The organism is Streptomyces cahuitamycinicus, from assembly GCF_002891435.1.
GTDB lineage: Bacteria > Actinomycetota > Actinomycetes > Streptomycetales > Streptomycetaceae > Streptomyces > Streptomyces cahuitamycinicus.
The window spans coordinates 1-26822 of the sequence record NZ_POUC01000069.1 but is presented as its reverse complement, the minus strand read 5'-3'; the positions used below and the strand labels follow the sequence as shown (position 1 = coordinate 26822).

The following is a 26822-nucleotide window of genomic DNA, read 5'->3' as shown; positions in this document are numbered from 1 at the left end:
CNGGCCCGCCTACGAGTACAAGCTGACCCTGGGCAGCACCCGGCGCGGGCGGCTGACCGCGATGGTCCACGAGATGAAGTACGAGACCTCCCGCTACGAGCAGTTCTGTGGCTTGGCCGCCGCAGCGGGGGGCGGCTTGCTGGTGTGGGTCGGGGCAGGCTTACGGCGAGTGCCATGGCTCGGACGCATAGCCAGCAGCAACGTACCGACTGATTGAAGGAAAGGCGCGGCCAGCGGTGGATACGACCCCTGAGACCCGTGCACGGATGAGCCGGCAGAGAAGCCGGAACACCGAAGTCGAGATGGCGCTTCGCCGGGCTTTGCATGCGGCGGGGATGCGATACAGAGTGCATCGCAAACCGCTGAAAGGAGTCCGGCGAGAAGCCGACATCCTGTTCGGGCGGGCAAAGGTCGCCGTCTTCGTGGACGGGTGCTTCTGGCACGGGTGCCCGAAGCACGCGACATGGCCCAAGAGTAATGCCGAGTTCTGGCGTACGAAGATCGAGGGAAATCAGCGGCGGGACCGAGACACCGACGAGCGGCTGGCCTCGGCTGGATGGTTGGCGGTACGGGTATGGGAGCACGAAGACCCGATGGAAGCCGCTATTCGTGTTCGGGATCTGGTCGTGGCGCGCCGGGCGCCAAGCGCCCGGACGTAGGGGCCCGGCACGGCGCGTCGGCGCATATGATCGCGAGCCCGAGCGTCGATGTCCCCCTGTTTTTGACATCCCCTTCGTGCGTCAAAATTGCCTGTTAGCCTGAGCGCACTTTGCCGAACCATCCTCGGGTGGCCCCAGTGTCAGGAGGCGCGACTCACGATGCCCGAATCCCCTCCGCCCGCCGAACGCGGCGAGGCTTTCGGCCCATGGCTGGCGCGTCAACTGCGTCGAGCCGGCATGTCGCAAGCCGACTTGGCCACCCAGGTCGGCAAGACACGCGCCGCCGTTTCCGCGTGGATCAACGGTCGAGCGGAACCCCGTGAGGAGACCAAAGCCCGCATCGCGGAGATCCTCGGCACCAATCTCGCCGCCATCGTGACACGCACGGTCGATGTACCAACCGGCCGGCCTGTGCGCTGGCATCACCGGCCCGCGCATGCCGACGGCGGCCGCGAGTACGGGAACGCCGCCGCGTTCGCCTTTGACGCCGACCTTTCGGTACTGGCGCGGGAGGCGACGCAGAATTCTCTGGACGAGCGCTACGACGACCGTGCACCGGTGAGCGTGCACTACACGCTGCACGAGTTGGACGGGCCCCACCTCGACGCCTTCCTGACCGCCCTGCGCTGGAACGAGCTCTTGCCCCACTATGAGGCGGCCTCCCAAGGCAACCAGAAGGTTTCCCGCAGTCTCCGCTCTGCCCTGGAAGACCTTTCACAGGAGCATCGGCTGCGAATTCTGCGCATCGACGACTACAACGCGGCGGGCCTGACCGGTCCGGAATACAGCGATGGACGATTCGCCGCGGTGGTCCGTCGCCAACTCGACAGCCACAAGGTCACCGGAGGACGAGCGGGCGGCTCCTACGGCCTGGGTAAGGCCACGTTGTGGGCGACGAGCCGCTTCGGCCTCGTACTGATCAACTCAACGCTGTCGGAGCCGCATGAAGGACGCACCGCCTGCCGAGTAATCGGACGCATGGATCTCCCCTGGCACGAGGTGGACGGGGAGGCATACGCAGGACCGGCCTGGCTCGGCGAACCGGACACCGACCCCGAACACGAGGACGTCTCCAGGTCCTGGTGGGCCGACGACGAGACCGTGCGCAGCTTGCAACTCAGTCGCTCGAGTGGCGAGTCCGGCACCTCGTTTCTGATCGTCGGCGCACACGATGCTTCGGGCGACACCGAGTCGCTGCAGGAGATGCACGACAAACTCGTACGCTCGCTCGCCGACGGTTTCTGGGCGGCGATGCTCGGCGGGCGGTCCGCCGGCCCGCTGCTCGAGGCCCGTGTCACGACACTACGCAACGGCGAGGTACATATCCCGGAACATCAGGTGGACCCGCACTTCCACCATCCGGCCCTCAGCCGAGCCCTTCAGGCCTACCTCGACGGGGACACCGTCGCCGAACTTACCTCTGCGAACCAGGTGGTCCGTGCCGACGTTCCTGTGATCATCACGCCTCTCAAGGGCCAAGGTCGTCAACGTGACAAGGGCCGCGAGCACCTGGCCGCACTTCTGCTCACCCCCGCTGACGACAACGACGTACAGATCAACCGTGTGGTCTGCATGCGCGGCAACCGCATGACCATCACCGAGCAGCGTCCGCGAGACCTGCCTCTGGGCACCCCGCCCTTCCAAGCCGTTCTGCTAGCCGGGTACGCGACCGGGCGGGACGGCGAGGACATCGCACTCGCCGAGGCGTTCCTGCGCGCGTCTGAACCACCCGAACACGATCGTTGGGACAGGACCGAGGAACTGACCACTGCCTACCAACGTGGAGCACTGGCGAGGTTGAAGGAGTTCCGGTCCTCGATCGACAAGACGGTTCGCTTGCTCCTGGGTAAGCGGGAGATAACACGCAGTGAGGGCCCGTCTGTCCTACGCGAGTTGCTCAAGCTCGACACATCCACCGGTCCCGCGGGGCGTCGCGCCCAGTCGTTCCCCACCGTGCGGAATATCGAAGCCCGCATCGACGACCGAGGCGCCTGGCACGTAACGGTCCATCTGCGGTTGCCGGACGCCGCAGACCCATGGGTCCTGGCTCCCGTCGCCAAGTTCGACGTGCGCTCCGGAGGTCGGCCGTCCGTGGACTGGGAGTTGCTCGTCGGTTCGGAGACGTGCCGGGCGGAGAACGGCATGGTCATTGTTGAACCCGGCGTTCGCACAGCGGTGTTCAGCGGCGTGACAGACCCGACGACGCATCCAGTCCGGGGAGGCTACGCCCGACTGGCCGTGGATGTGCCCAAGGGCCGTGGAGGTGCGGTGTGAAGCCGGTGTTCCCGTACCCGACTCTCCTCGGCGACGTGGGGTGTGAGGTCGTCTCGGTCAGCATCGACGGCAAGCCGCTCCCATACACCAACGTGTCGGCCACGGAACGCGTAGTGGCCCTCCACCAATCGGGCCGGGCCGGCTGGGAGGAAGCCACCCTCAACGTGCGCGCCACGCTTCCGGAGAGCGAATTGAGCGATGGTCCCTGGCAAGACGTCATCTGCCTGGCGACTCTGACCGAGAAGGCGACCAATGCCCGCACCACTGCACGTCTCCGCCCGGCATCCGACGGCTCCCGGACCGGCTCGATCATCCTTTCGCGCGCTCTGCATCTGCGGCGGGCGACGCTCTCGCTCCTGGTGATCGCAACAGTCAACAGTGTCGCGGGGCGGCTCGTGGGCTCTGCCGAACAGGATTGGTACGTCGATCTCCAAGAGGCTACGCCGGTCCGTCAGCGTGAGATCGACATCGTGGAGATCGACTTCCGCGACGGCCCGCACGACGGATTGCGCCCTTACAAGGAGTCATCGTGGATCATCGAGACATCGGGTGACATGCCGATTGTCTATCTCAACACCACTGCGGTCGAGGGCCTGATGGAGGTGCTGGGCAGTCGCGGTGGCAACCCGACGGAAAAGGTGCTTCGGGAAATGGCGGCATCCCAAGTCGCGCAGGACGCCTGGACGGCCATGTTCCACACCGCCATCAGCGATCTCGACACCGACGAGGACGGGACCCCTGTGATGCCGACCGGTTGGCGCGAGTCAGTGTTGCGCCAAATGCTGCCCGACGTTCTACCGGGGCGGCAGCTCACGGATGCCCTGTACGAGATCAACGAACGCCGCACGAAGGGCTTCGGCTGGTCGGAGCTGCAGACCGGCATTCAGTACGCGGCGGGCCGCCGCGCGCAGATCTCCAAGAAACTGGCCACTGCGGTGCGAACCATCGACCGTACCGAGAGGAACACCGACTGATGCCGCGCGCTGTGCCCTTCGACGTCCCCCCGGTGCTTGGCCTGCTGCCCGACGCGGTCGTGGCCAAGCACCTCAGTCGAGGCATGCAATCGGGCCAGGAAAACCCGCCTCAAGCGGCTCTTCGCAAGGCGAGCACTCCTCTCCCCGACGACGAGATTCGGTGGCGCACCGCTCCGATCCGCGAACTCCTCGACGTGGCGATGACACGATTCGACGACAACCCCACGGCCGCCGACGGCTGGCTCGCTCCACGTCTGCACGCCACACTTCGCATGACGCGCGCCGAGGCCGGCGATGGGAGGCTGTGGAATCATCTCGCGATGCTGGTCGCCCCTGACTACGTCGCCTGGCGACACAAGAGGGCCGAAATTGCGCAGAGTTCCCGCTTTTCTGGCCCTCACTACACCCAATGCTTCTCTCGCTTGTGGTGGGTCGCAGAGCTGTTCCGCGACGGCCCGGACTATCGGCCTGTCGAAGTCGCCTGTAGCGTCCAGGACATCCTAAATACCACACTCCGCTTGGACGTTATCGATCACCGGCCCACGGCGCAGGCATTGCTGGCAGTCTTCAAAAGCTTGATCTCGTCCGGAGTCCCCCGTCCCGGCGACCACGTCAACGCGGTCTCCTCGGCGGTCAACGCCGCCGGCAGTACCCTCGTCTACGACGTACTCGCCCCCGACAATCCGCCACTCGTCGAGGACCTACAGGACTGGATCGCCGACGTGGCGGAAGCCCCGGCCGTGCACTGGGACCGTCTACCCGAGGGGCCCAACGACGGCCGGGTGCCCCGCACCGCCATCGATGTCCTGGTTTCCTTCTTCGAGAAACTCCTGGTCGAGGCACCCGTTCGTCGTCGTGGCCGCGTGTCTACGCCCGAGGATGTGGGCGATTCCCCACAGCAGTCGGCGGTGCCGGCGCCCCGGGAGGGGGTGAGTTTGGCGAAGGATCTCCCTTCCTGGATGACGTAGCACACGCAGCCCCCTCAAGAGACAGTATCGAGGCGTAGGGCGTAGTCCCGGGATCCCCGCTGTACGAATCAGACGACTCGTCGTCACCTGTCTCGTTCTCATTGCTGCCACCCGAGGCGAGGTCCTGCATCCTCTCGTCCTCCGGGGCACGCGCATAGAGGATGTCGAGGTAGTCCTGCCACTGCCTCTTTGCCTTCTCCAGGAGGCCGGCCCAGTCTGTGGCGTTTATGCCGTCTCGGCGTAGCCTCGCGAATCCCGCTGGCCTTTGCAATACATCGGCCGCCATGTCTGTTCGGTGCCGGGATGGCTGCCAATAGATCAGTCCAGCGCACCACGTAAACCCTGTTCCAGACTTTGAGAGGGACGGTGCTAGCCAAGTGGTGACTCTCGCGCACTGAAAGGTCCCTCAGACGTCGGTCGGCTTCCAGCATCTGACCCAGGTAGCCAAGCCCCACTCCAGCGAGGAACACCCCACAAAGCGCAGGGCCGGTCGTCGCGGATGAGCCGCCGAAGGGCATGCCCAACAACTCGCCCACTTGATGGGCGAACTGGGATCGCCGCTCCTGCCATCGAGCCAGCCGCGGTGCATCCACATCAGTATCCGCAGCGACAGTCGCCAAGCGTGGTACGCGTCCTCGTACTGCTGATCAGCCACAGCCGGCAGTCTGCCGAATAGGCGTAGCGATTGGCCTCGTCATTTTCAACGCAGGTCGGTCACACGTCCTCCCCCGCGATAACCCTGCCCGGGAAACCGAAGCACTGCCCCTACACCGTGCTCAGGAAGCCCCTTCACGACTCCAACGCAGCAGCCTTTCCCATACATCGCTTCCGGGTGCGCCGAGACCCAGGGCTGCGCTGAGCACGTGCACCCCGAACTGCGGCGGCACGGCGTTACCGATCTGCTGAGCCTGCTCGTTACCACGCCATGGGTATCGATACGGAAAGCTCTGGAGGACCCCTGCTTCCTGGTTACTCAAGCGCCCCAGATCTGCCTCTTGGGCATCTGCACTGACGATCCGATTGCGCTTCCACTTGCCGGTGATCGTTGCTGCCGGCTCGTTCGATGCACGGCGTCCGCGGGCCTTCGGATCACCGCCACTACCGTAGTTGGAAACGACGCAGAACGGCATGACGCGACGGGGGGCCTCGTCCACCCGTTCGTACACGGCGTTGAAGGCCTCCTCCATAGAGATCCATGCCCCACGACCGCCGAAGAGGGTGTCGGCGGGTGCCGTACCCTTGCGGTACTGCTGGTTTGTCGGTTCCGGGAGACGCGCGGGCGCATCGCCATAGCGAGCCACAAGCACGGCACGCCGGCGGGTCTGAGGGACTCCGTACTGCTCCGTATGGAAGACCTTCGCTTTGGTCTTGTAACCGACGGCGCCCAGAACCTTCTCGTACTCATGCCAGACTTCGATGACGGCGGGGACCTGCTCCAGGACGACAACCTCGAACGGCTGAGGATCTTCCCCGCCATGGCGAGGACGCAGCATCGCCTCAAAGATCCAACGCAGCGGCTGCAGGACCAGCCCCGTGCGCTCGTCTTCGAGTTTGTCCAGCTCTCGCTGGATATCCTCCCAGGTTTCCCCCGTTTTGCCTGCTTTTTCCCGCTTGTACCAGGCGTGCATGCGGTGAATGAAGCCCGTAACGAGGTCGAGCGCCTTGCGGCCGGAACCGCTGCCCGCGATGGAGAACGTCTGACACGGCGGTCCGCCGGCCAGCACGTTGCAGTCCTCGAACTCCGGGTTGCCGGGGCCGAAGAGGCGCACATCCCCGTGGACGGTCGGCAACCCCGCCGCGAGTCGTGTGGCTACGGCATCGTCGTCCCACTCGATACCGATTGAGGGGATGCCCAGCACCTCGGCCGCCACGTCCAGGCCACCGGGTCCCGCAAATAGGTCAATAATGCGGAAATCCCGACGATTTGGCTGGTCGGATGGCGTGCTGGTCATGGTGGGGAAGTCTATCGGCCTGCTGGAGAGAGGGAGTCGCATCGTCATCCTCCCGGCGCGCGCACGGTGCTGTCATCCCCTGTGCGCAGGACTTTCGCGATCGACTCCCCCAACGCCTGTGCGAGAGGGGGCGGAGTGGCGTTGCCCACCTGCCGATACCGGGCGGTCTTCAAGCCTGCGATGTGCCAGTCCGGCGGGAAGCCTTGCAGCAGGGCCACCTGATCAACGGTGAGCGGGACACGCCCCCGCCGACCCGAGGCAGGGTTCCAGGAGAAGGCAGCGTCTGGAACCAAGTCGGCAACTGTGACGCCGTCGACGCCCATGCGTTCCCACTTCTGCTTGGCACCCGTCGGCCCCAAGTCCGCTCCACCACGATCCCAAGAACCACCGACGATGGTCGGGGCGATCACGTCGGCTTGGGCGGCCCACTTGGCGGCGTCGGGCCAACCTCTAACCCCCATCGAGTCCCGCAACGTCTCGCCTACGGTAGGAGCAGAACCGGCCTCAGGCTTGGGCCACTCGAAGCGATCGATCAGGTCGCCTTTGAATGCCACCAGCAGTCCGACCTCTCGGCTCTGTGGCACACCAAAGTTCTTGGCGTTCAGAACGTGCCAGTAAACCCGGTAACCGAGGTGACCCAGCTCCTCACCGATGAGCTCGCGGATCGGTTCGTAGTCGCTCTTCGTGATCAATTCCGACACGTTCTCAAAGAGAATCGCACGTGGCTGCACGCCATAAACAAGGTCGACCGCAGCCTTCAGTACGGACAGCTCCGTGTCATCCCCGCGCGTGCGTGCGACAGCCGCAGGAGACTTCACACGCGGCAGGCCGCCTGATAGCAAGTGAATGTCGTATACCTGCTGATCTTCGGCGGGATCGAAGTCGAGAATATCTAACTCGCGCACATCCCAGTGTGGGCGATTGCTACGGAGCGTCTCACACGCGATAGGGCGGCTCTCGATCAGCAGTACGGGGTCGAACCCGGCCCGTTCGAGGCCGAGCGCGAGACCTCCTGCCCCCGCGCAGACCTCAAGCGAGGTGAACCGGCCTGATGAGTTGACGTTGCCGCGGTTGGCGGTGGCCGTCGTACTACCCCAGGTCATGTACTGCTGTCTCCCGTCGTCCCCCACATATCGGCCGTCCTCACGGAGACGGACCGATCTACCCAATCGGCTTCCTTGTCACGGAGTGTCGATAATCGCTTGGCCTTCCTTGGCGGAATCAATGGTCGTGAAGCGGAGGAGGCGCCCGTCGGCGCGGCGCGCTGCGGCGGGAGCAACAAAGGAAAAGGCCATGACGACTTTCTCCGTCGCCAGTCGGCCGTCATCGGAGATGTCGGACCGATGCCTGCCTTCGACGACGGGGTAGACGATGACGGCGCCCCTGCGAGGCGCGACCAGGCTTTCGGTGACAGGGTCACCCGAGTCAGCGAGGCCTCCGGCGATGCGCAGTGGAACTGCGCGGTGCTTGGGTTCGCTTATGGCACCGAAGAGCGGACCCCGTCGGCGTTCGCGGCCGAACCATGCGAAGGTGCGCCCAGTCGTACCAAGCGTCAGCCGCTGACCTCGCTTGGAGTGTTGCGGTGCGATGAGGAGCCAGTCATCCACCTCTTGCGAGGCACCTGCGGTGATTGCATTCAGATACGCGAGGTTGGGTGCGAACTGGGAGGGAGCACCCCAGCGCACCTCATGAACGATGTCGAGAAGCTCCACTGGCTCGAGCCGGCCTACGAGCGCATCGAACCTGTGGGTGACAGCCGCACGGTCGCCTTCAGCGGGGAAGTGGTAGGCAAACGAGGTGAGGGTGGGAGGCAGCGCTTCGAGGGCGGGCGTCCACAATTGAGTGTTGCGCCGAAGATCGACGGCCTTCGTCGGGTAGGCGGTGGGCTCCTGCCACTGCCCCGGCGAGTGGAGCTCGACGAGACGTGCGTTGTACATCTTATTAGGGCTTGTCGGCTTGAGCCAAGGCAAGTGCTGCGAAACCAGAGGCGGCACCTGAGCGGGTGTCATTTGCGGCTTTCCGTCGACCGCGGTGGCGTACTGCTTCAATTCAGCGCGGAAGTTCTCCTCGTCCAGACAAATCGCCTCGAATGCCGCGTACAAATCGATTTCCTTGGCTCCCATGGTCTCGGCCCGACCGAGGAAGAGACGCACCAGGTCTCGGTAGCCTTCGCGGAAGCCGAACCACCGCCCCATCTGCATCAGGGTGGACGCGTTGCCTGCCCGACGACGGAAGTATGAGACGGTGAGCCCCTCGACGGTGAACCCTCGCGCCAGCTTCTGGCCACCAATAAGAATTTTCCAGATGGAGCGTTTATCGAAGTCGGCTTCGCCGGTCTCGATGTCCTTGTCGCCGTTGACCACAATGATCGGGTTGTCATCCCCCCCGATCCGGTTGACGGCCGGGCCCACGTAGCGCGCGAGGTCGTCATACGACGGCGGAACGGCATAGCCGTCGGCGCGGACGGCCGACACAGGAGCAATGTCACTTTCGAAAAGGTCACGGAGGCGCTCGTGGCCGCGTGGCCCCATGTATCCGGCGTTCCACCACAACTGAGTCACCTTGCCCAGAAGTTCTCGGTGCACATCCGTACGGACGGATTCATGGATGAGCATGGTGTGGTGCTGGAAGTACCGATCGCCGAGCCCACCTTGCTCCTCCCGGTACAGCTTCATTGCCGCCGTTAGTACGAACATGTCCATGGCCCGCTGGAGACAGATGTCGTCTTCTCCTGCTTCGCCGTCCACCGTGATGTTGCGCACGTGGGCGAGTTCGTTGGAGTTGGCGACGGTTCTGTGCCCATCCGGGATCGGGGAGTCGAGCTCGTGGAAGTCGCGCGCCCCCATGTAGCCCTGCGGGCGGGGCAGGGAGACGATGAAGTCCTTGGGAAAGATGTCCTCGGCGTCACTCGGGTCCACGAAGACGTTGGCGAATGGAGTAGCGGTGTAGCCGACGTACTGGGAGCGCGGCAGCATTCGAAGCAGTTCTGAGATCTTCTGGTTGATCGCGGTGCGCTCGGCATCGGGCTTGGCCAGGTCTGAAGTGTTCACGGAGGCCTCGTCCGACTCATCATCGATGATAAGGACGGGGATTTCAGCAAGCGGCGTCTTGATCTTCTTGAGATCCTTCACAAGTTTGCCGAGTACCGTCTTGTTCTTTTTAACCACCATGAGCCGCGCTGATGACCGGTGTAGGTTGTGTGGGTCGTACAGGGGCAGCGCCGGCTCTCGCTTCTCGAATTCAAGCGCCGTAATGCCCTGGAGGAGGCTCTTATAATCGTCATCCCGCGTGGTCAGACGCACGATGTCGAATGCACCGAGGGCGGACGGCAGGGCGCTGAACGTCACGAACTTGCCCTGGCTCCACGCGGGGTCGTCAGCGTAGTCAGATTCGAACTCACTCGCCCCCCGCAGAATGTTCTCGCGGCCCACGAGTTCCATGTCCAGGCGTCGTTGAGTCTGGGCCCGGAGCATGTTGAGAGTTCCGCCGAGGACGATGATCAGCCGATAGCCTGCGTCGACGGCTTTGGCGATCACGCCGCTGAAGTTGGCGGTCTTGCCCGACTGTACATACCCGACGACCAGCCCCTTCGACTGGTACGCCGCTGATTGCGTTGGGTCGGCGAGGCGCTCGACCACGGCGTCAGTGGCTACGTCGAGCCCGGCGACGGCCTCAGGAGTCCACCCCTTCTGCTCTAGGTAGGAGCGGTACGACGGCCAATACCAGGGACGGCCTTGCTGCGACTGGGGTGTATACCAGGGAGTGAACTCGTCGGTGATGACAACCGGGGCTTCAACCCTGGAGACAGGAATACGGTCGTCCAACAGCTTGCGCGTTTCGTCGGAAAGGCCTAGAAGTTCGTATATGTCTGCTCGCCGCATCTCGGTGCGCTCCGGACTGTTCGACCACGTAGGGTGGGGCGCGAAGTCCCAATCCGTGAGCTTCTTGCGCCACAACTCGACCAGTTGGTCCGTGGAGCGGGCCTTCTCCAGCGCATCCCTCAGGACGTCCTCGGTCGCCAGCTCCTCCGCTTCCGGCGACAAATCCTCCGCCTGATAGACAAGCGCCCTCACCAACTTCTTCGGGCGGCTCGTGTGCATGTCCGAAAGAGCGGCGTTGTGGAGCTGCACGAGGAGATCGTCGGTGGAACGGATGGTCATGGTCTTCCTCAAGGTGCCGAACGGTGGCGGGAACGGGCGAGTCAGGGAAGCGAGAGGCCCGAAAGGTCGACGATCGGAGCCTCCTCGGCTGGTGGCAATCCCGTGACGTCGATGTCGTAGGCGACGTGGTCGATTCGTCCCAGGGTTTTGCCGGGCAGATTTGTGGCTGTGATGCGAGGCATGTCGTCAGCTCGCAGCAGCAAGGGGTTGTCGCGTGGAGTCCAACGCTCATCATCCGGCTGGTCCGAGTCCCAGCCCGCGGATTCCAGCAGCCGGTCAAAACGTCGTCCGAAACCAACGTTCTCGGCGGCAGCGGCATCACGTGCGGCAGTGACCGAATCCTTCAGAGTGCGGCCTCCGCTTCCACCTCGCGTGAGACGGAGGGACGCGAACCACAGCGCCCTACCGTGGGTCGGCGAGAGCTGACCGAGACCATGGATTGTGTGCTTGCGAAGTTCAGAGGCGGTCGTCTTGATCTCGAGGTCAGCTGCTCCCAGAGCGAAGTCGTGCTCTTCGCCTCTCGGTCCCACCCACATGTCGAGTGCCTCCCGCCATCCGACTGCTCGGGACATCCTGACCAGTACGGCGAGTTCCCCATGGAGACCCAGTCGCCTCTCCAATGACAAGCCGCGCGGTCTTCCCAGCAGTGTGCTCCAGCCGTGCACCGTTTCGTCGAAGGCATCATTCAGATTCCGCCCGCCGGAAATGATGCGATCCGCGACGGCCAACAAGAGGTCGTGAAAGTCTCGGAGCAACTCCGGCTGGGGCGTGGTGAGGCGTGCCATGCGTCGACCGGAGTGAGCCACCTGGTCAATGCGTACCGCCGGCAAAGGTGAACGGGGCGGACTGTGGCGGCCGAGCTCGACGTGGAGGGCGATGTCGCGCCCGCCGTCCACGATCTCGTACGAGACGAGCGGCTTGTCGGCGGCAGAAAGCCGATAGCTCGCGCCGAGACCGCGGCCGAGATAATACTCGACCGTGGTCCATGGCAACTCGATCGACGTGGATATCAGGTCCTCGCCCGCAGCCTTCGGTGTCCTGTCCTGACGTGGGCTCATCAGTCGGCCACTCGGTCGAGTTCCGCACGAGCAGCGGCGACGAGGACGGACTGCCACAACTCGATGTTGTCTTTCAGTCGGCTCCCCATCCGCTCGCGCTGGAAGGCATCCTGCATGAGAAGGTACATGAGGGACTTGACCATGGGCGCATCGTTGAGGGAGCCGCTGCGGCCACCGAGTAGGGCGGCCCGGTAGCGCTGATTGAGCAGAAGCACATGGGATTCCTGGTCAATCTCAAAGAACTTCTCGTTGGACAGCTTCTGCCAGCGAAACTGCAAGGGCTCCTCTTGTCCGAGGACGGGCAGCTCCTCCTCGATCACCTGGCGAACCTGCGGATCGACACCGCGGCCAGGCGGAACAACGGCCTTGCGTTCCACACCGGCGCGCTTGCGGGCCTCCCGGTAAACCCGCTCGGCGTTTCCGAGGTACTCGGCGAATGTACGGCCCTGATCGTCTACGGCGGAATCGAGCGCATCGACGAATTCCGGGGACGCCTGCACTCCTTCCTTCTTGACTGTCAACCGGAAGACCTTGCCGTCGGGGTCGTCCGGCAGATCCACGGCCACGCGCGCCAGGGCTAGGTGCTGCTCGGGCTGGCGGAACTTGTTCCAGCCGCCGGCCTGGACGAGGCGATCGTTCCGGTAGAAGTAGAAACCTTCGCGCTCCACCACTGCCCCGAACGCCTTGTACTCGTCGAGTGAGGACCGCGGCGGCCAGATATGTGCTGCAAGCTCGACCGGTCCCACGGACGGGACGAGGGCCGTGAAGGTGCCCGGATAGGCCGGGTCCCCGGAGACGGGGTATCCGAATGGATCGAGCGACTCGACACCGTAGTTCGAGTATTCGACCCCTGAGCGCACGTCTTGGATCGAAATAGTGATGTGGAAGTTGTCCCGCGTAAGGAAGCGGTGCAGATGAAGACCCAGATGCAGACCCAGCTTGTTGACGGTTCGATGCAGGTAGCGATCTGTTTGGCCTCCACCACCATGATTGGGGAAGTCCTTCACTCCGTCCCAACGGACGATGGTGCCCTGGAAGGAGATGGGACGCCCCTGGTAGAAGTCGACGAAATCCTGAGCGAAGTGCGGATCGATGATGTCGCACTCGAAGCCATGCTTCGCATGCTCCATGAGCCAACGACGGCCTGCCGGCCGGGTTCGCTTGGTGCGGCTGACCACTGTGACCGAGTTGGCATGGCTGAGCGAGGCAGACTTCAAGCCTGTGCCGAACATGCCGAGTGACCTCTTGCTGTAACCACGGCGACCGCCGACAGTCATGGCCACGTCGAGTTCGTCCTCGTCCATGCCCTTGCCGTCATCGACGATCACGAGGCTGACGAGCTCGTCCCCGTCACGCAGAAAGTGAATGACGACGTTCTCGGCTCCTGCATCGATGGAGTTGTCCACCAAGTCCGCGATGGCAGTCTCGAATCCGTATCCCTGGCTGCTGAGCGCCTCCATGTAGCGTCCATCGGGAGGCAGGCGCTTGCTACCCGCCGTAGGGACCTCGAACTGCCACTCGCTGACCATGACCTGCCTTATCGGACCAGCACCTGCTTATAGGTGCATCAGACGTCATCATGATGCGACGCCGACATAACCGTAGTCGACAGCTACCGCCATGGTTTGAACTTGGACAACATTCTTCCCTGCCACACTTCGGATCAAGCCTCGGCCTGGTGATCAGGTACGAGGCTGGCAGCGCTGCGGTTACCCTGCCCCCATGATTCGCGCAGTGGTCTTCGACGTAGGTGAGTGCCTCGTGGACGAGACCCGGGAGTACGGCACCTGGGCCGACTGGCTGAGTGTGCCGCGGCACACCTTCCATGCGATGTTCGGGGCCGTCATCGCCCAGGGCCGTGACTACCGCGAGACCTTCCAGGAGTTCCGGCCCGGGTTCGACCTGTATGCGGAGCGGGAGAAGCGGGCCGCTGCCGGGCAGCCGGAGAGCTTCGGGGAAGACGATCTGTACAGCGACGTCCGGCCCACCCTCCGGCAACTCCGGGCCGACGGGCTGTGGCTCGGGATCGCCGGAAACCAGACCGTTCGGGCCGGTGGGCTTCTGCGGGAGTTGTTCTCCGACGACGTCGACCTGATCGGTACGTCCGACGACTGGGGCGCAAGCAAGCCCGACCCCGAGTTCTTCAAGCGCGTGGCCGCCGCCGTGCCCTTCGAGGCCGGCGAGATCCTGTACGTCGGTGATCGATGTGACAACGACATCCGACCAGCCAAGCAGGCAGGGATGCACACGGCGCTGGTCCGTCGCGGACCGTGGGCCGGCATTCAGTGGAACAGCGCGGAAGCCAGGGAGCTGCCGACCTTTCGTGTCGAGAGCCTGGACGAACTCTCGCCACGCGTCGCCGAGTTCAACGCCTCAGCGCGCTGAGCGTCGTAGACCAGTCGTACAGGCGGTCGTCCAGGTCGCGAACACAGCTCTCGTGCTGGTGTGGAGTCAGCGCACGTCGGACTTCGCGCACCCGGTCCATACCGGTGGCGTACCAGGTGACAGCCAGCTGGTCGAGTGCCTTGCCCGCGTACTCGCAGGCCTCTTCCGGTCTGCCCGAGGCAGCCGCGACGGCCGCCAAGTCACCGTAGACGACTGTCCGTTGTTTCTCCTCGCCCGGGGTCATGGCTTCGAGGGCCTGGAGGAGCGCAGCTCGGGCTTGTGGGAGGTGGCCGGCGAGCAGTTGAGTGTTTCCCTTGAACGCCGCGAGCCGTGCCGGGGAGAACCAGTCCATCCACGGCGGTGACGAGTGCTCGTTCCCGGCCTCCAGGACGTCCTCGGCATGGGTGATCAGGTTCAGCGCGGTTCGGGTGTCTCCGCACCTGGTCTCGCACTCGGCCTCCACGGCGTCCAGCCAGGCGAGGAACTCGGCGGAGGCAGGGGCGCGGCGGGCGTAGGTCCGGGCCGCGATCATCCGCTCCTGCGCTCCTTCCTGATCGCCCACCCAGCCCGGGATGAAGGCCATATGCGCGATGATCGCCGAACCGAGCAGCGCGTCGTCGGCCTCGCCCGCCGCTTGCAGGGCGAGGAGCAGCGTGTCGTGCGCGGTGGCAGGCTCGGAGAGGTCGAAGAACTCGATCCGGCCCGCCAGGAGGTACGTCTCGGCGAGGGCGGCGGCGATCGTACGTCGGGTGGGGTCAGAGGTCTCCGGCAGCAGGGCACAGCCCAGCGTCGCGTGTGCCGCGACGGCCGGGTGCAGCGTGGTCGGCGCGACCGACCAGTAGAGCCGACGGTGGGAACGAGTGACGGCCTCGAAGTCCGCTCCGGCGGTCTCCGGGTGCGAGGCGGCCGCCGTACGGCCTGCTCCCATGGCCAGACTCGGTGTTGGCGCCGCACCGGCGACCAGCCTGCGCCTGGCGGAATCCGGCACGGTTACCTCCGCGCCCCACGGAGGCGTGAAGCCGAGGGTCTCCAGGCTCTGGCCGAGCAGGTGAACCAGTACGCGCTGACAGTCCGGTTGGGGCCACGGTGGATTGTCCGACTCCCAGCGCCGGACCTGACGTACCCCGATCGACAAGCCTCGAATGCCCATGGCCTTCGCGTGTTCGGTGAGCGCGTCGGCCAGGTCCTGCTGCGAGTTGAAGCCGGCGGCCACCCGAGCAGCCTTGAGCCGAACGTTGCCTGTGGGCCTTGGCATCAGCCACCTCCTCCTGCTGCTGTCTACGGCTCCCACCTTCCCATGCGAGTCCCTTTCAGGACATGGAATCCACCTCAAGTAGGCATCTAGGCCCTTCTTATGTCCTTTCAATGGCCTCCCAAAGTCCTCGAATAGGCAGATTGGTTGGTGGACTCTGTCCCGTACACACCGTCAGACAGCGAGGGAGCACGTCGTGTACACACACGAGGGTTTGGACGGAGTGGTCTCGGAGTGGCTGGCTCGGAGCCACCCGGACCCGGAGCGCGTATGGACGGATTGGGCCACACAGGGCGTCGCGCTGCTGCCCCTTGGCGAGCGATTCGCCGCCGTGCGCATGCCGTCCGAGATCGTGCACGCCGCCGTCCAGTCCGACGACCAGGACCGCGTCGGGGCCGAACTCGGTGGCTTACTGGGAGGGGGGATCGTCTTCGACCGCCGAGTGGCGGGTGGCACCTACTACGCCCTGGTCGATGGGCATGCCGGTCTCGCGTGGACCAACGACGATGCCGTGACGTGCCTTGGTCGTGGCACCTACTTGGGCGTTCCGTGTATCGACAGACGGCGACCGCCGGGGACCTACTGGGTCGTTCCGCCGCGGCACGATGGCAAATTGTGTCCCTCGCGTGCGGTGCTCGACCTGCTCGCAGCGGGTCGCGCTCGACTGGCCACGGAGAACGAGGACCATTCGCATGACAAGGGGAGACTCATGACGGCTGTGGTCGTCAAGGGCCCGTGGGCCATGCGACTCGTGTCGGACCGGCTGCCCGTACGGCCGCCGTCGTACGCGAACGTCGTATTGGACGGGCCCTCACAGACTGCTCGGTACATGGGCGCCGACGGCAGGGTGATCGAGATGGGCAAGCACGGCACGTCCAAGACGACGGGAACCGCATCGATCTCCGGAGGCGGGGACGGGCAGAATCCGCAGCCCCAGGCTCAGGACGACCACACCACCGACTACGAGTCGGACTGAACGGTGGCGTCCACGATTCTGGTCGTCACCGCCTTGGAGGACGTCACCGCGGATCGCGTCATTCATGCGCTCAATGAGCGCGATGTACCTGTCGTGCGCGTCGATCCCGCGGATATCGGAACCGACCTGGCGTTCGGATTCCGCCTCGGCCAGAACGCCCCTGTGTGGGCGGGGCGGCTGAGGACCCCGAGCCGAGAGGTGGACCTACGGGAGGTGGCGGCGGTCTACTACCGTCGCCCCACCCCGTACACCACCCGCTTCGAGCATCTTCCACCGCAGCAGCAGGCCTTCTGCGCCGCCGAGGCGAGGCACGGGCTGGGTGGCGTCCTGAACGCCCTGCGGATGGCGACGTATGTGAACCATCCGCATGCGGTAGCCCGCGCGGACTTCAAACCGGCCCAGTTGCAGCGGTTCGCCGTATCGGGGCTGCGGATCCCGCCCACACTGATCACCAATGAGGCGGACACGGCACGGAAGTTCGCCGCCGATCACGGGCGGATCGTCTGCAAGACCTTCCGCGGGCTTCCCCGCAGCGAGGACGGCCACACCGGCGCGATCTGGACCCAGCTGGTGGACCCTGACAGCTTCGACGAGTCCGTGACGGTGACCGCGCACCTGTTCCAGGCAGAGATCCCCAAACGCGCGGATGTACGGATCACTGTGGTGGGCCACCAGGTCTTCGCCCAGCAGATCGTCACGCCGGACGGAGCGTTGGACTGGCGTCGTGGCGACTGGGACGAGCTGTCCCACTCCGCCATCGCCGTACCGGCCACGATCGAGGCTGCCCTGCTCGCGTACCTGGAGTTCTTCGGCCTCGTCTTCGGCTGTTTCGACTTCGCGCTCACCGGGGACGGGGACGATCCCGACGACTGGTGGGCCATCGAGTGCAATCCGAACGGGCAGTGGGGCTGGCTTCCGGACGCGGCGCACATCGCCGAGGCATTCGCCGACATTCTGAGCAACACCGTACGGAAGGAGACGCCAGGTCATGGCGATGCCCGCTGACCCCGAAAACGATGCGGTCTCGCTGCGCGCAGCCATGGTGGACGCCCTCCAGCAGGACGATGCTCTGGCTGACCCGGCCTGGCGGGCGGCTGTGGAAGCGGTGCCGCGGCATCGCTTCGTGCCGGGGTTCTACCTGCCCGCCGGCGAGCGCGACGAGTTGGGACTTCGGGCTTGGGAACCGGTCACCGCCGAGCTCGACTACGGGCGGTGGCTGGCGGCCGCGTACTCGGACACGACCCTGATCACCCAGTTCGACGGAGAGGAAGTCGATTGGCGGGCACCGGTCGTGCGGCACGGTGGTGCGCCCACCTCGTCGTCCACGCTGCCATCCCTGGTGGTGCGTATGTGGTCCGACGCCGAAGTGGCCGAGGGCCACACCGTGTTGGAGATCGGGACCGGCACCGGCTATTCGACCGCGCTGGCCTGTGAACGTCTCGATTCCGGGGATGTCACCAGTATCGAGGTCGACCCGCGTCGCTTGGAAGCGGCGGCGGACGCGCTGTACGGCTGCGGTTACACCCCGACCCTGGCCGTGGCGGACGGGCTGTACGGGTACTGGCCCGAGGCCGGCTTCGACCGAGTCGTGGCCGCCTGCTCATTCCGTGCGGTCCCACCTGCCCTGCTCGCGCAGACCCGGCCGGGCGGAAAGGTCCTGCTCATCCTGTCGGGATGGCTCTACGGCTATGCGCGTGTGCTGCTCACCGTCGCCGGGGACGGCACGGCCGAGGGGTCGTTGCTGCCCGGCACGGTCTCCTTCATGTCCGCCCGGACGCATGCCGCACCGGCGTTCGGGAATCCTGCCCACTGGGTCGCCGGGCTTCCGGACGGGCCCAGAGCGGCCCGACACGGTCCGGAGCGTCTTGTAGCTGTGACCGAAGAGGCGTTCCATCTACGGTTCCTCACCCAATGCGCCGTACCGAACGCCCAGATGGTCACTGTGGACGAGGCCGTGTACCTGGTCGACGTCGTGACCGGCTCGGCGGCCACGCTGACGCCCGCGGACGGCGACTGGCACGTACGAGAGGGCGGCCCGGTGAGGTTGTGGGAGCGCGTCGAGAGCGTCCTGGATGCCTTCGATGCCGCGGGCCGTCCAAGGCCGGAGACTTTCACGCTGCGGGTGTGCCCCGATGGACAGCGCCTGGAGCACTCGAGGATGCCCGGTCTTTTACTGCCCGGGACCACTCCACTCTGAGCGCAGCCCCCTCTCAAACCGATACTGCTCAACCAGCTCCTCCCATTCCTCGGCATCCCCCTCATCCACGGCGACGGATCTCGTCCCGCCCGCGAGGGTGCGCACCTTGGCTGCCACCCGGGTGGCCTGGTCCTTGGACGAATACACGCCCAGGACGAGGGCGGTGGAGGTGTCGGTGTCCCCTCCGGTGACGGTGAAGCTCCAGGGGATCTCGCAGGGCGGGGCGTGGTCGGGGTCCGGGCACAGGAGGCGTTCGATCGGGTCCTGGAGTGCCATTGCCTCTTGTGAGGTCGGGCAACCATGGATTTGGATCTCGTACACCCTTGGTTCGTCTTCGTCCATCGGCACTCGCCCTTCCCAATTCCGGATTTCCAGCTCGGCCGCGCCTCCGGTCAGCCCAGTTCCCCCCGTTCGATACAGAACTCGTTGCCCTCCGGGTCCGCCATCACGACCCAGCCGCGGCCGTTCGGGAGGGTGCGGTCCGTCAGGATGCGGGCGCCCAGGGAGACCGCGCGTTCGACCTCTTCGGAGCGGGGGCGGCCGGTGGGGCCCAGGTCGAAGTGGATGCGGTTCTTCGTCGCTTTGGCCTCCTCGACTCTGACGAAGAGGAGGCCGGGCGCGCCGTCCGGGAGTTCCACCTGGACCTCGTCATCCCCCGGCTTGTCGATGTCGGAGATGGGGTGCCCCAGGAACTCGGCCCAGAAGTGGGCCAGTTCGTAGGGCTCGTTCGTGCAGTCGAAGGTGATGTGGCGGATCACGGGGTTGGGGCTGGGGTGCAACGGTCGTCTCCCTCACGTTGTCCGGCGCGCGCCGGTGGCGCTTCGCAGGATGCGTGGAGAGGCCGGGGCCTGTCGAACCATTTGTCGCCTCGGGCAGTCAGTCGGAGGACTCCAGCCGCAGCGTGCGCAGCTCCGGAGCCTCCGGTCCCGCGGCGCCCCGCACCAGCAGCGTCAGTCCGGACCAGCCCGGCGGGATCCAGAGGACGTCGGCGTCCCCGCCGGAGAAGTCCGGCCGGTCGCCGGCCCAGACCCGGCCCACGCACTCCCCGCCGGCCCATCCGGTGACCCGGATCTGTGTGCCGTCCGGCCGCAGGAGGAGGCCGTCGTGGGTTGTCGGCAGGTCGACGTCGAGCCATGCCTCCTCCCCCGATGCGAGGGCCAGTGGCAGCTGGACCTCCTGGCCGGGTGCGGCTTCGGTGGCGAAGCCAGTCAGCAGGTCGTCGTCCTGCGCGGAGCACGTCCAGTCCGTCACCGGGTCCAGGGCGAGCAACTCGGCACGCAGACCACCGCCGCTGGGGTGGTGCGGCAGCGTGACAGAGACCCGGTGGGTGCCGGCGGGCAGCGGGACCCACGGATCCTCGGCGTGGACCGTGTGGACGGGGTGTGGCCCATGCGCGGTGTCGACGGTGTGCGGCTCGTGGGCGGTCGCGACGGTGTGCGGCTCGGCGTCGGTCACGGTGACCCGTACCGGCTCCACGACCCCCTTGAGGTGCAAGGCCGCGGCGGTGGCCGACCGGATCACGCGGGTGTAGGTGACGGGGAGTCCGACGCGGGTGCTGCTCCAGCCGCCGAGCTCGCGCAGGGGTGCCGGCCTGCCCGCCCAGTGGCCGTGGACCGACCACAGCGCCGACACGTCCGCCGTCTCCCGGACCGTCCAGAGTGTGCCGAGCCCGCGCAGCGCGCCGAGGCGGAGGGCCGGCAGGCGCGCGTCGTCGAAGTTCGCGTGGCCCCAGATCTCCACGACGGCCTCGACGTCGACGGAGCCGGTCGCCTCCCGGACGTCGATCCGCCGGGTGGCCCCGAACCCGGCGATCGTCGGCCGCACCCGGCCGGCGACCGACAGGTCGACGATGTCCGCCGCCCCGGCGAGCAGCAGTTCGTCGACGTCCGTGAGGTCGGTCGTGGTCCGGTAGGTTCCGCGTCCCCGGTACACGCCGAGCGACTCCAGCGTCGGCGGCAGCTCGTGCCGGCCCGCCGCGCGCTCGGGAGCGGTGTCCGCTCGGCGCCGCGCGCGCCGTACCGCGACGGGTTCCGACGCTGCGGGGCGCGCGGGTGCCGGTGCGTCGAGACACACGGTGCCGTCCCGGTCCGTGGAGCGCAGGCGTACGGCGTCTGCCGGGGCGAGTGCGACGAGGGTCAGCCCTGCGGCCGTTTCCCGCCGGGGCGCTCCGGGCGTCGGCGCCGGTATCTCGACCCGGGTGTCACCGACGACGACGGTGACCGACGCCTCGGAGGACCGGCTGAAGAGGACGATGTCCCCTGTGCCGGACCGAGCGGGAGCTCCGCAGCAGCCGGGCACTCGTGGGGAACGCCTTGTCCGCCCGCAGCAGCACGAGATCCGCCTTGCGGTCCTCGGACACGACCCGGGCGGGGCCAGGAAGGTGCGGGAATGAGGGGGTCGGGTCGGTATCCGGTCATCTGTTAGGAAATTATGATCCACGCACATGCGACTTATGCATGTGTGAGCGAATCTGTCCCACCTTGATCGGTCGTGCACCAACTGTTGCTGTTGTTCCAGAAATTGAGTCCTGAATCGCCAAGGCGCGGGGGTGCATGGCGGGTTGCGGAATGATGATCCGGAAAAGTTGTTCATCGAACGGCGGGTGGGGCGGGCGAACGCGCCGATCTCTCGTAAGGTTTGCGCCGTGGGATCTCTGCGCAATCCGGTCGGGCCGCTTCCCTCCTCCATCTACTGGCGTCGGAGGGTCGTACTGGTGTCCGTGGTCGCCGTGTTGGCGCTGCTGACCACCTGGATCGTGATGATGGGCGGGGGCGGCGAGGACCGCGACAGTGGCGCCAACGGCAAGAATCCCGCGCCGTCCATCGTGCCCGGCCCGTCGAGTTCGGGCCCGGCCATCAGCCAAGCACCGGGCGGACGCGACGAGTCGGGCGGCGGCGGTTCCGGCGGCTCGTCGTCGGGGTCGGGCGACGGCTCGGGTGACGGGTCCGGCGACGGGTCGGGAGCCGGTTCCGGCTCGGGCTCCGGCGGCGGTTCCGGTTCCGGCTCAGGCGGTTCCGAGGGCTCGGCCGGCTCCGGCGGCCCGGGGAGCGGTACCACCGCGGGCGGTGTCGGCGCGGGTGACACACTGCCGGCCGGCTCCACCCTGCCCAACTGCACTGCGAGCGCGGTCAAGTTCAGCCTGCGCAGCCGGCACAACACCTACGACCCCGAGCAGACGCCCGCCTTCCTGCTGACCGCGCGGAACGTCTCCGGCAGTGACTGCAAGATCGATCTCGGGCCGAAGAACGCGGTGTTCACCATCGCCCCGGCGAGCAGCGACGACGACTACTGGTCCTCCGAGGACTGCCCCAAGGCCGCCGCGCACCAGCTGTACCGGGTCGCCGCCGGGAGCGGCATCACCTACACGGTGAAGTGGGACCGCAAGCCGAGCGCCCCCGAGTGCGCCACGCCTCCGGCGGGCACGGCCGGGAAGGGCACGTACCTGGTGGAAGCCAAGGCTCCGGGTTTCGCGAAGGTGCAGACGTCGTTCGTGCTGTCGGCCGACTAGGGCACGGCCGCGGAGGATCAGAGGCGGCACGAGAGGCAGCGGCGGAAACGTCCGAGGGCGGTACCCCTTCCCGGGTACCGCCCTCAGCCGTCCAGGCAGGTGTCCTGCGCGCTAGACGTACCGCTCCAGAATCGACGACTCCGCCAGCCGCGACAGACCCTCGCGGACGCTGCGGGCCCGGGCCTCGCCCACGCCGTCCACCGTCTGCAGGTCGTCGACGCTCGCGGCGAGCAGCTTCTGCAGCCCGCCGAAGTGCTCGACCAGGCGGTCGATGATGGCGCCGGGGAGCCGGGGCACCTTGGCCAGCAGGCGGAAGCCGCGCGGGGAGACGGCGGAGTCCAGCGTCTCGGGCGCGCCGGTGTAGCCCAACGCCCTTGCGACCGTGGACATTTCGAGAAGTTCGGCGTGGGTGAGGGCGTCGAGTTCGGCGAGGGCCTCGTCGACCGTGCGGGAGCGCTTGGCCGTGGGCTCGGGGACGTAGTCCCGTACGACCAGCTCGCGCTCGGGCTCCACGCCCGCGATCAGCTCGTCGAGCTGGAGGGCCAGCAGCCGGCCGTCCGTGCCCAGCTCCACCACGTACTCGGCGATCTCCGTGGCGATGCGGCGCACCATCTCCAGACGCTGGGCGACCGCCGAGACGTCCCGGACGGTCACCAGGTCCTCGATCTCCAGCGCCGACAGCGTGCCCGCGACCTCGTCGAGACGGAGCTTGTAGCGCTCCAGGGTGGCGAGCGCCTGGTTGGCGCGGGACAGGATCGCCGCCGAGTCCTCCAGGACGCGGCGCTGGCCGTCGACGTAGAGGGCGATCAGCCGCATCGACTGGGAGACGGAGACCACCGGGAAGCCGACCTGCTTGCTGACACGGTCAGCGGTGCGGTGCCGGGTGCCCGTCTCCTCCGTCGGGATCGTCGGGTCCGGGACCAGCTGCACGCCCGCGCGCAGGATCTTCGACAGGTCCGAGGACAGCACGATGCCGCCGTCCAGCTTGCACAGCTCGCGCAGCCGGGTCGCGGTGAACTCGACGTCCAGCACGAAGCCGCCGCTGCACAGCGTCTCGACCGTCTTGTCGAAGCCGAGCACGATAAGCCCGCCGGTGTTGCCGCGGAGCACGCGTTCCAGGCCGTCACGCAGGGCGGTGCCGGGTGCCACGGCGCTCAGGGAGGCGCGCATCAGGCCATCGGTACCGGCACTCCCGCCGGACTTTCCGGGAGCCGATGCCCGGTCGTTGGCTGCCACTGCACTCCTCCGGTCGCAGGTCCTGAGCGCCCCCGTGTCGCGCGCTCGGTTCGCACGGACGGGCGAGACCAGGGCAAAGTCTACCGGCGACCCTCCTCGTCCTGTGGGGCCTCTCTGCGACGGGAGCGCGGAAGGACCCGCAGGGCGTCCCCTATGTCCGCGACTTCCAGGACCTTCATGCCTGCCGGGACCTTGCCCGGATCGCCCGGGACCAGCGCGTGTGTGAATCCCAGGCGATGGGCTTCGGCCAGTCTGCGCTGTACTCCCGTGACCCGTCTCACCTCGCCGGCGAGGCCCACTTCGCCGATCGCGACGAGGTTCTTGGGGAGAGGTGTGTCACTCGCCGCGCTCGCCAGGGCGAGGGCGACGGCCAGGTCGGCGGCGGGCTCCGAGAGCTTCACACCGCCGACCGTCGCGGAGTAGATGTCCCTTTTGCCCAAGGCGCTGATCCGCCCGCGCTGTTCCAGCACCGCGAGCATCATCGAGACGCGGGAGGTCTCCAGGCCCGAGGTGGTGCGGCGCGGGGAGGGGATCTGCGAGTCGACCGTGAGTGCCTGGACCTCGGCGACCAGCGGGCGGCGGCCTTCGAGGGTGACGGTCAGGCAGGTGCCCGGGACCGGTTCGGCCCGGCGGGTCAGGAAGAGTCCGCTCGGGTCGGCGAGGCCGGTGATGCCCTCGTCGTGCAGCTCGAAGCAGCCGACCTCGTCGGTGGTGCCGTAGCGGTTCTTGACGCCCCGCACCAGGCGCAGACGGGCGTGCCGGTCGCCCTCGAAGGACAGGACGACGTCCACGAGGTGCTCCAGCAGGCGCGGGCCCGCGATCGCGCCGTCCTTGGTGACGTGGCCCACCAGCAGCGTGGACATGCCGCGTTCCTTGGAGGCCCGGATGAGCGCCCCCGCGACCTCCCGCACCTGGGCCATGCCGCCGGGTGCGCCGTCGATCTCCGGGGAGGCGACCGTCTGCACCGAGTCCATGATCAGCAGCGACGGCTTCACCGCGTCCAAGTGGCCCAGCACCGCCGCCAGATCCGTCTCGGCCGCGAGGTACAGGTGGTCGTCGATGGCACCGATGCGGTCGGCGCGCAGCCGGACCTGGCTCGCCGACTCCTCGCCCGTGACGTACAGGGTGCGGTGCTCGTCGCTCGCGGACTTGGCCGCCACGTCGAGCAGGAGCGTCGACTTGCCGACGCCCGGTTCGCCCGCGACCAGCACCACAGCGCCGGGGACCAGGCCGCCGCCGAGCACGCGGTCCAGCTCGGGCACGCCGGTGGGGCGGGCGGTGGCCTGGCGGCCGTCGACCTGGCCGATGGGCACGGCGGAGGTGGTGACCCGGCCCGGCGCCGTCGTACGCACCGCGGGCGCGCCGTACTCCTCGACCGTCCCCCAGGCCTGGCACTCGGGGCAGCGGCCGAGCCACTTCGCCGTCTGCCAGCCGCACTCCGTGCAGCGGTAGGACGGACGGTCCTTCGTGGTCTTCGTACGGGCAGCCATGGACGAAACCGTAGCCGCAGGTACTGACATCGCGGGGGCCGGCCGACGGCGGCCACCTGCGCGCCAGGGGTCCGCCACGCCGCGCCAGCGGCGGAACGCCGGGTTCATGTCCCCGATTGAGGGATCGTTTCACCCGTACGGATTAAATGTGCTCAAGCCGCCTGAAGGTGTCACTCCCGGCCCCCTACGGTCGCCGAATGATGAGCAGTACTCCGGAGATCTCGACCCGCTCGGCCCGCACGGCCGGCGCACACCGGGCGCACCGGGAAGCGCGTGACCGCGGGGCGGCGCGCACGCTGGCGCAGCGGCCGCCCGCGCGCTACGAGCCCTACCTGGACGGCCTGTTCACCTACTGCCTGTCCGTGCTGTGCGACCACGAGGCCGCGACCGCCGCCCTGGGCGACGTCCTCGCCCTCGCCGAACGCCGCGGTCGGCACGCCCCCCAGGAGTCCGCGGACCGCAGGGCCTGGATGTACGCGCTGGCCCGCTGGGCGTGCCTGCGCAAGCTGGCCGAGGCCAAGCAGAAACGTCAGAGCAGCCACGGCGCGGGCCGCGCCGACCGGCAGCGTGCCGACCGTCAAGCCACTCCGGCCCCCTCCGAGGAGGTCCAGGAGCGGCGCCGTCGCGAACTGGCCCTGCTGGCCTGGCCGGAGGCGGCCGGCACCACCCCGGAGCAGCGGGAGGCGCTCGAACTGGCCGTGCGCCACCACCTCGCCGCCCGCGAGGTCGCCGCAGTCCTCGGCATGGACCCGGCCGCCGCCCGTGATCTGCTCGCCTCCGCCGCCTGCGAGGTGGAACGCACGCGTGCGGCCCTCGCCGTGGTGGAGACCGGGGCGTGTCCGAGCGTCGCGCACCTCGCCGGCGACGACCGGCTCGTGCTCGGCACGGCCCTGCGGGCAGAACTCGTCCGGCACGTCGACGACTGCCCGCGCTGCCGCCGCACCGCCGAGCGCGCCATCCCCGGCCGCTGGCCCGGCACCAGCGTCACGCCCGCCGAACTGCCCGTCCTGCCGGCGCCCCGCGCGGCCCTGCACGTCGCCATGACCCACCACCAGCGCGCGCGGGGCGCCGCACCCCGATTCGACCGGCGCGGCTTCCCGATGGACCCCAAGGACCACGCGGCCCGCAGGGACCGACTCCGCGCGCGTGCTGTCACCACGACCGTCGTCGCCACCGTCGTGGCAGCCCCCGTGCTGGCCCTGTGGGCCGCCTACCGCGGCACCCCGATCGGCGAGGGCCAGGACGGCCGCTCGGCCTCCGCGCGCGAGGCGGGCGACCCGTTCGGCCTGGACGGCGAGATCGCGGGCGGCGGCTACGAGAACACCGGCAACGCGAGCACCCGGCCCGGCCCCCGCTTCGGCGAGGACGGCAAGGCCGACGTCTCCGTCGAGGTGATCGGCGTCGCCGGCGCCGGCCGCAAGAGCACCCTGGAGGTCACGGCCGGCAACAGCGGCGACACCACCCTCGTCACCCTGACCGCCACCGGCCCGGCCCCGGTCCGCTGGTCCGCGTCCACAGGAGCCCACTGGCTCTACCTCAGCCAGTCCTCGGGAACCCTCCGTCCCGGCGAGTCGTTGACGATCAAGGTGTACGTCGACCACCTGCGGGAGCCCGCCGGCCCGTGGCGCGCGCAGGTGGCGGTCGCACCGGGGGGCGCCGTCGTCCACATCGAGGGCTACGGCGCCGCGCCCAGCCCCTCCGGCTCCGGCCAGGACCCCCGCCCGGGCCCGGGC

At 67.3% G+C, this 26822-nt stretch carries 21 protein-coding genes and 1 pseudogene; 11 read left to right on the top strand and 11 right to left on the bottom strand.

The annotated features are described in order from the left end of the window. Positions 1-101: 101 nt before the first annotated feature. The 5 genes and pseudogenes from C1J00_RS12525 to C1J00_RS12505 all read left to right on the top strand — a co-directional run. Positions 102-191 (top strand): annotated as a pseudogene (locus tag C1J00_RS12525) (SEC-C metal-binding domain-containing protein); the annotation flags it as partial. Between the two features lie 45 nt (positions 192-236). Further along, complete coding sequence (locus C1J00_RS12520; protein ID WP_102909120.1) at positions 237-659, top strand: very short patch repair endonuclease; 423 nt, start codon at positions 237-239, stop codon at positions 657-659. Between the two features lie 159 nt (positions 660-818). Then, positions 819-2933: a helix-turn-helix transcriptional regulator gene (locus C1J00_RS12515; protein WP_102909119.1), complete on the top strand. Its 2115-nt coding sequence runs from the start codon at positions 819-821 to the stop codon at positions 2931-2933. Beyond that, a complete protein-coding gene (locus C1J00_RS12510) occupies positions 2930-3907 on the top strand; it encodes a hypothetical protein (protein WP_102909118.1) in 978 nt (325 codons plus the stop codon). The genes C1J00_RS12515 and C1J00_RS12510 overlap by 4 nt, the downstream gene beginning before the upstream one ends. After that, positions 3907-4875: a DUF6339 family protein gene (locus C1J00_RS12505; protein WP_180989525.1), complete on the top strand. Its 969-nt coding sequence runs from the start codon at positions 3907-3909 to the stop codon at positions 4873-4875. Before C1J00_RS12510 ends, C1J00_RS12505 begins: the two co-directional genes overlap by 1 nt. A 776-nt stretch (positions 4876-5651) precedes the next feature. On the opposite strand, the gene C1J00_RS12500 is transcribed toward C1J00_RS12505, so the two are convergent. From C1J00_RS12500 to C1J00_RS12480, 5 genes are all read right to left on the bottom strand, one after another. Beyond that, positions 5652-6827, bottom strand: a complete 1176-nt coding sequence (locus C1J00_RS12500; RefSeq protein ID WP_102909124.1) for a DNA cytosine methyltransferase — start codon at positions 6825-6827, stop codon at positions 5652-5654. A 44-nt stretch (positions 6828-6871) separates the two neighbouring features. Continuing rightward, positions 6872-7930, bottom strand: coding sequence for a DNA cytosine methyltransferase (locus C1J00_RS12495; RefSeq protein WP_102909123.1), 1059 nt, complete (start codon positions 7928-7930; stop codon positions 6872-6874). A 78-nt stretch (positions 7931-8008) separates the two neighbouring features. Continuing rightward, positions 8009-10987, bottom strand: a complete 2979-nt coding sequence (locus tag C1J00_RS12490) for a Z1 domain-containing protein (RefSeq protein WP_245936320.1) — start codon at positions 10985-10987, stop codon at positions 8009-8011. Between the two features lie 41 nt (positions 10988-11028). Beyond that, entirely contained in the window at positions 11029-12045 is a 1017-nt protein-coding gene (locus C1J00_RS12485; protein ID WP_102909117.1) for a PD-(D/E)XK motif protein, read from the bottom strand. After that, positions 12045-13574 carry an ATP-binding protein gene (locus C1J00_RS12480; protein ID WP_102909116.1) on the bottom strand — a complete coding sequence of 510 codons (1530 nt, stop codon included), beginning with the start codon at positions 13572-13574 and terminating at the stop codon, positions 12045-12047. Before C1J00_RS12480 ends, C1J00_RS12485 begins: the two co-directional genes overlap by 1 nt. 193 nt (positions 13575-13767) lie before the next feature. Here C1J00_RS12480 and C1J00_RS12475 point away from each other — a divergent pair, with 193 nt between their 5' ends. Then, on the top strand, positions 13768-14430 hold the full coding sequence (locus C1J00_RS12475) for an HAD family hydrolase (protein ID WP_102909115.1): 663 nt from the start codon (positions 13768-13770) through the stop codon (positions 14428-14430). Here the strand turns inward: C1J00_RS12475 and C1J00_RS12470 are convergent. Beyond that, positions 14411-15685, bottom strand: a complete 1275-nt coding sequence (locus C1J00_RS12470) for an NsdA family TPR-like regulatory protein (protein WP_102909114.1) — start codon at positions 15683-15685, stop codon at positions 14411-14413. The two genes, C1J00_RS12475 and C1J00_RS12470, sit on opposite strands and share 20 nt — an antisense overlap. Positions 15686-15878: 193 nt before the next feature. On the opposite strand from C1J00_RS12470, the gene C1J00_RS46685 reads away from it, so the two are divergent. The 3 genes from C1J00_RS46685 to tgmC are packed head-to-tail and all read left to right on the top strand — an operon-like array spanning position 15879 to position 18855. Beyond that, positions 15879-16658, top strand: a complete 780-nt coding sequence (locus C1J00_RS46685; protein WP_245936319.1) for a putative ATP-grasp-modified RiPP — start codon at positions 15879-15881, stop codon at positions 16656-16658. A 3-nt stretch (positions 16659-16661) separates the two neighbouring features. Continuing rightward, the gene (gene tgmB / locus C1J00_RS12460; RefSeq protein WP_102909113.1) at positions 16662-17663 is read left to right on the top strand and encodes an ATP-grasp ribosomal peptide maturase; all 1002 of its coding nucleotides are present in this window, start codon (positions 16662-16664) and stop codon (positions 17661-17663) included. Further along, positions 17647-18855: an ATP-grasp peptide maturase system methyltransferase gene (gene tgmC, locus C1J00_RS12455; RefSeq protein WP_102909112.1), complete on the top strand. Its 1209-nt coding sequence runs from the start codon at positions 17647-17649 to the stop codon at positions 18853-18855. The genes tgmB and tgmC overlap by 17 nt, the downstream gene beginning before the upstream one ends. Here tgmC and C1J00_RS45235 read toward each other — a convergent pair. The 3 genes from C1J00_RS45235 to C1J00_RS12440 all read right to left on the bottom strand — a co-directional run bounded on the left by C1J00_RS45235 (position 18829) and on the right by C1J00_RS12440 (position 21153). Then, on the bottom strand, positions 18829-19131 hold the full coding sequence (locus C1J00_RS45235) for a hypothetical protein (protein ID WP_180989524.1): 303 nt from the start codon (positions 19129-19131) through the stop codon (positions 18829-18831). The two genes, tgmC and C1J00_RS45235, sit on opposite strands and share 27 nt — an antisense overlap. 116 nt (positions 19132-19247) lie before the next feature. Next, complete coding sequence (locus C1J00_RS12445) at positions 19248-19634, bottom strand: VOC family protein (protein ID WP_102909111.1); 387 nt, start codon at positions 19632-19634, stop codon at positions 19248-19250. Between the two features lie 97 nt (positions 19635-19731). Continuing rightward, positions 19732-21153, bottom strand: a complete 1422-nt coding sequence (locus C1J00_RS12440; RefSeq protein WP_245936318.1) for a hypothetical protein — start codon at positions 21151-21153, stop codon at positions 19732-19734. Positions 21154-21499: 346 nt separating this feature from the next. Between C1J00_RS12440 and C1J00_RS12435 the strand changes: the two genes are divergently transcribed. Continuing rightward, entirely contained in the window at positions 21500-22363 is an 864-nt protein-coding gene (locus C1J00_RS12435; protein WP_102909110.1) for a hypothetical protein, read from the top strand. A gap of 111 nt (positions 22364-22474) precedes the next feature. Here C1J00_RS12435 and disA read toward each other — a convergent pair whose 3' ends face one another. Beyond that, entirely contained in the window at positions 22475-23599 is a 1125-nt protein-coding gene (gene disA, locus C1J00_RS12430; protein WP_102909109.1) for a DNA integrity scanning diadenylate cyclase DisA, read from the bottom strand. An 80-nt stretch (positions 23600-23679) separates the two neighbouring features. Continuing rightward, entirely contained in the window at positions 23680-25089 is a 1410-nt protein-coding gene (radA, locus tag C1J00_RS12425) for a DNA repair protein RadA (protein WP_102909108.1), read from the bottom strand. Positions 25090-25286: 197 nt separating this feature from the next. On the opposite strand from radA, the gene C1J00_RS12420 reads away from it, so the two are divergent. Then, positions 25287-26822: BACON domain-containing protein (locus C1J00_RS12420; protein ID WP_102909107.1), on the top strand; the 1536-nt coding region annotated here is incomplete at its 3' end.

Excerpts from the sequence above, each read along its gene's own strand:
- C1J00_RS12515 (WP_102909119.1), top strand. The coding sequence starts at position 819 with ATGCCCGAATCCCCTCCGCCCGCCGAACGCGGCGAGGCTTTCGGCCCA.
- C1J00_RS12505 (WP_180989525.1), top strand. The coding sequence starts at position 3,907 with ATGCCGCGCGCTGTGCCCTTCGACGTCCCCCCGGTGCTTGGCCTGCTG.
- C1J00_RS12500 (WP_102909124.1), bottom strand. The coding sequence starts at position 6,827 with ATGACCAGCACGCCATCCGACCAGCCAAATCGTCGGGATTTCCGCATT.
- C1J00_RS12495 (WP_102909123.1), bottom strand. The coding sequence starts at position 7,930 with ATGACCTGGGGTAGTACGACGGCCACCGCCAACCGCGGCAACGTCAAC.
- C1J00_RS12490 (WP_245936320.1), bottom strand. The coding sequence starts at position 10,987 with ATGACCATCCGTTCCACCGACGATCTCCTCGTGCAGCTCCACAACGCC.
- C1J00_RS12485 (WP_102909117.1), bottom strand. The coding sequence starts at position 12,045 with ATGAGCCCACGTCAGGACAGGACACCGAAGGCTGCGGGCGAGGACCTG.
- C1J00_RS12480 (WP_102909116.1), bottom strand. The coding sequence starts at position 13,574 with ATGGTCAGCGAGTGGCAGTTCGAGGTCCCTACGGCGGGTAGCAAGCGC.
- C1J00_RS12475 (WP_102909115.1), top strand. The coding sequence starts at position 13,768 with ATGATTCGCGCAGTGGTCTTCGACGTAGGTGAGTGCCTCGTGGACGAG.
- C1J00_RS12470 (WP_102909114.1), bottom strand. The coding sequence starts at position 15,685 with ATGCCAAGGCCCACAGGCAACGTTCGGCTCAAGGCTGCTCGGGTGGCC.
- tgmC (WP_102909112.1), top strand. The coding sequence starts at position 17,647 with ATGGCGATGCCCGCTGACCCCGAAAACGATGCGGTCTCGCTGCGCGCA.
- C1J00_RS45235 (WP_180989524.1), bottom strand. The coding sequence starts at position 19,131 with ATGGCACTCCAGGACCCGATCGAACGCCTCCTGTGCCCGGACCCCGAC.
- radA (WP_102909108.1), bottom strand. The coding sequence starts at position 25,089 with ATGGCTGCCCGTACGAAGACCACGAAGGACCGTCCGTCCTACCGCTGC.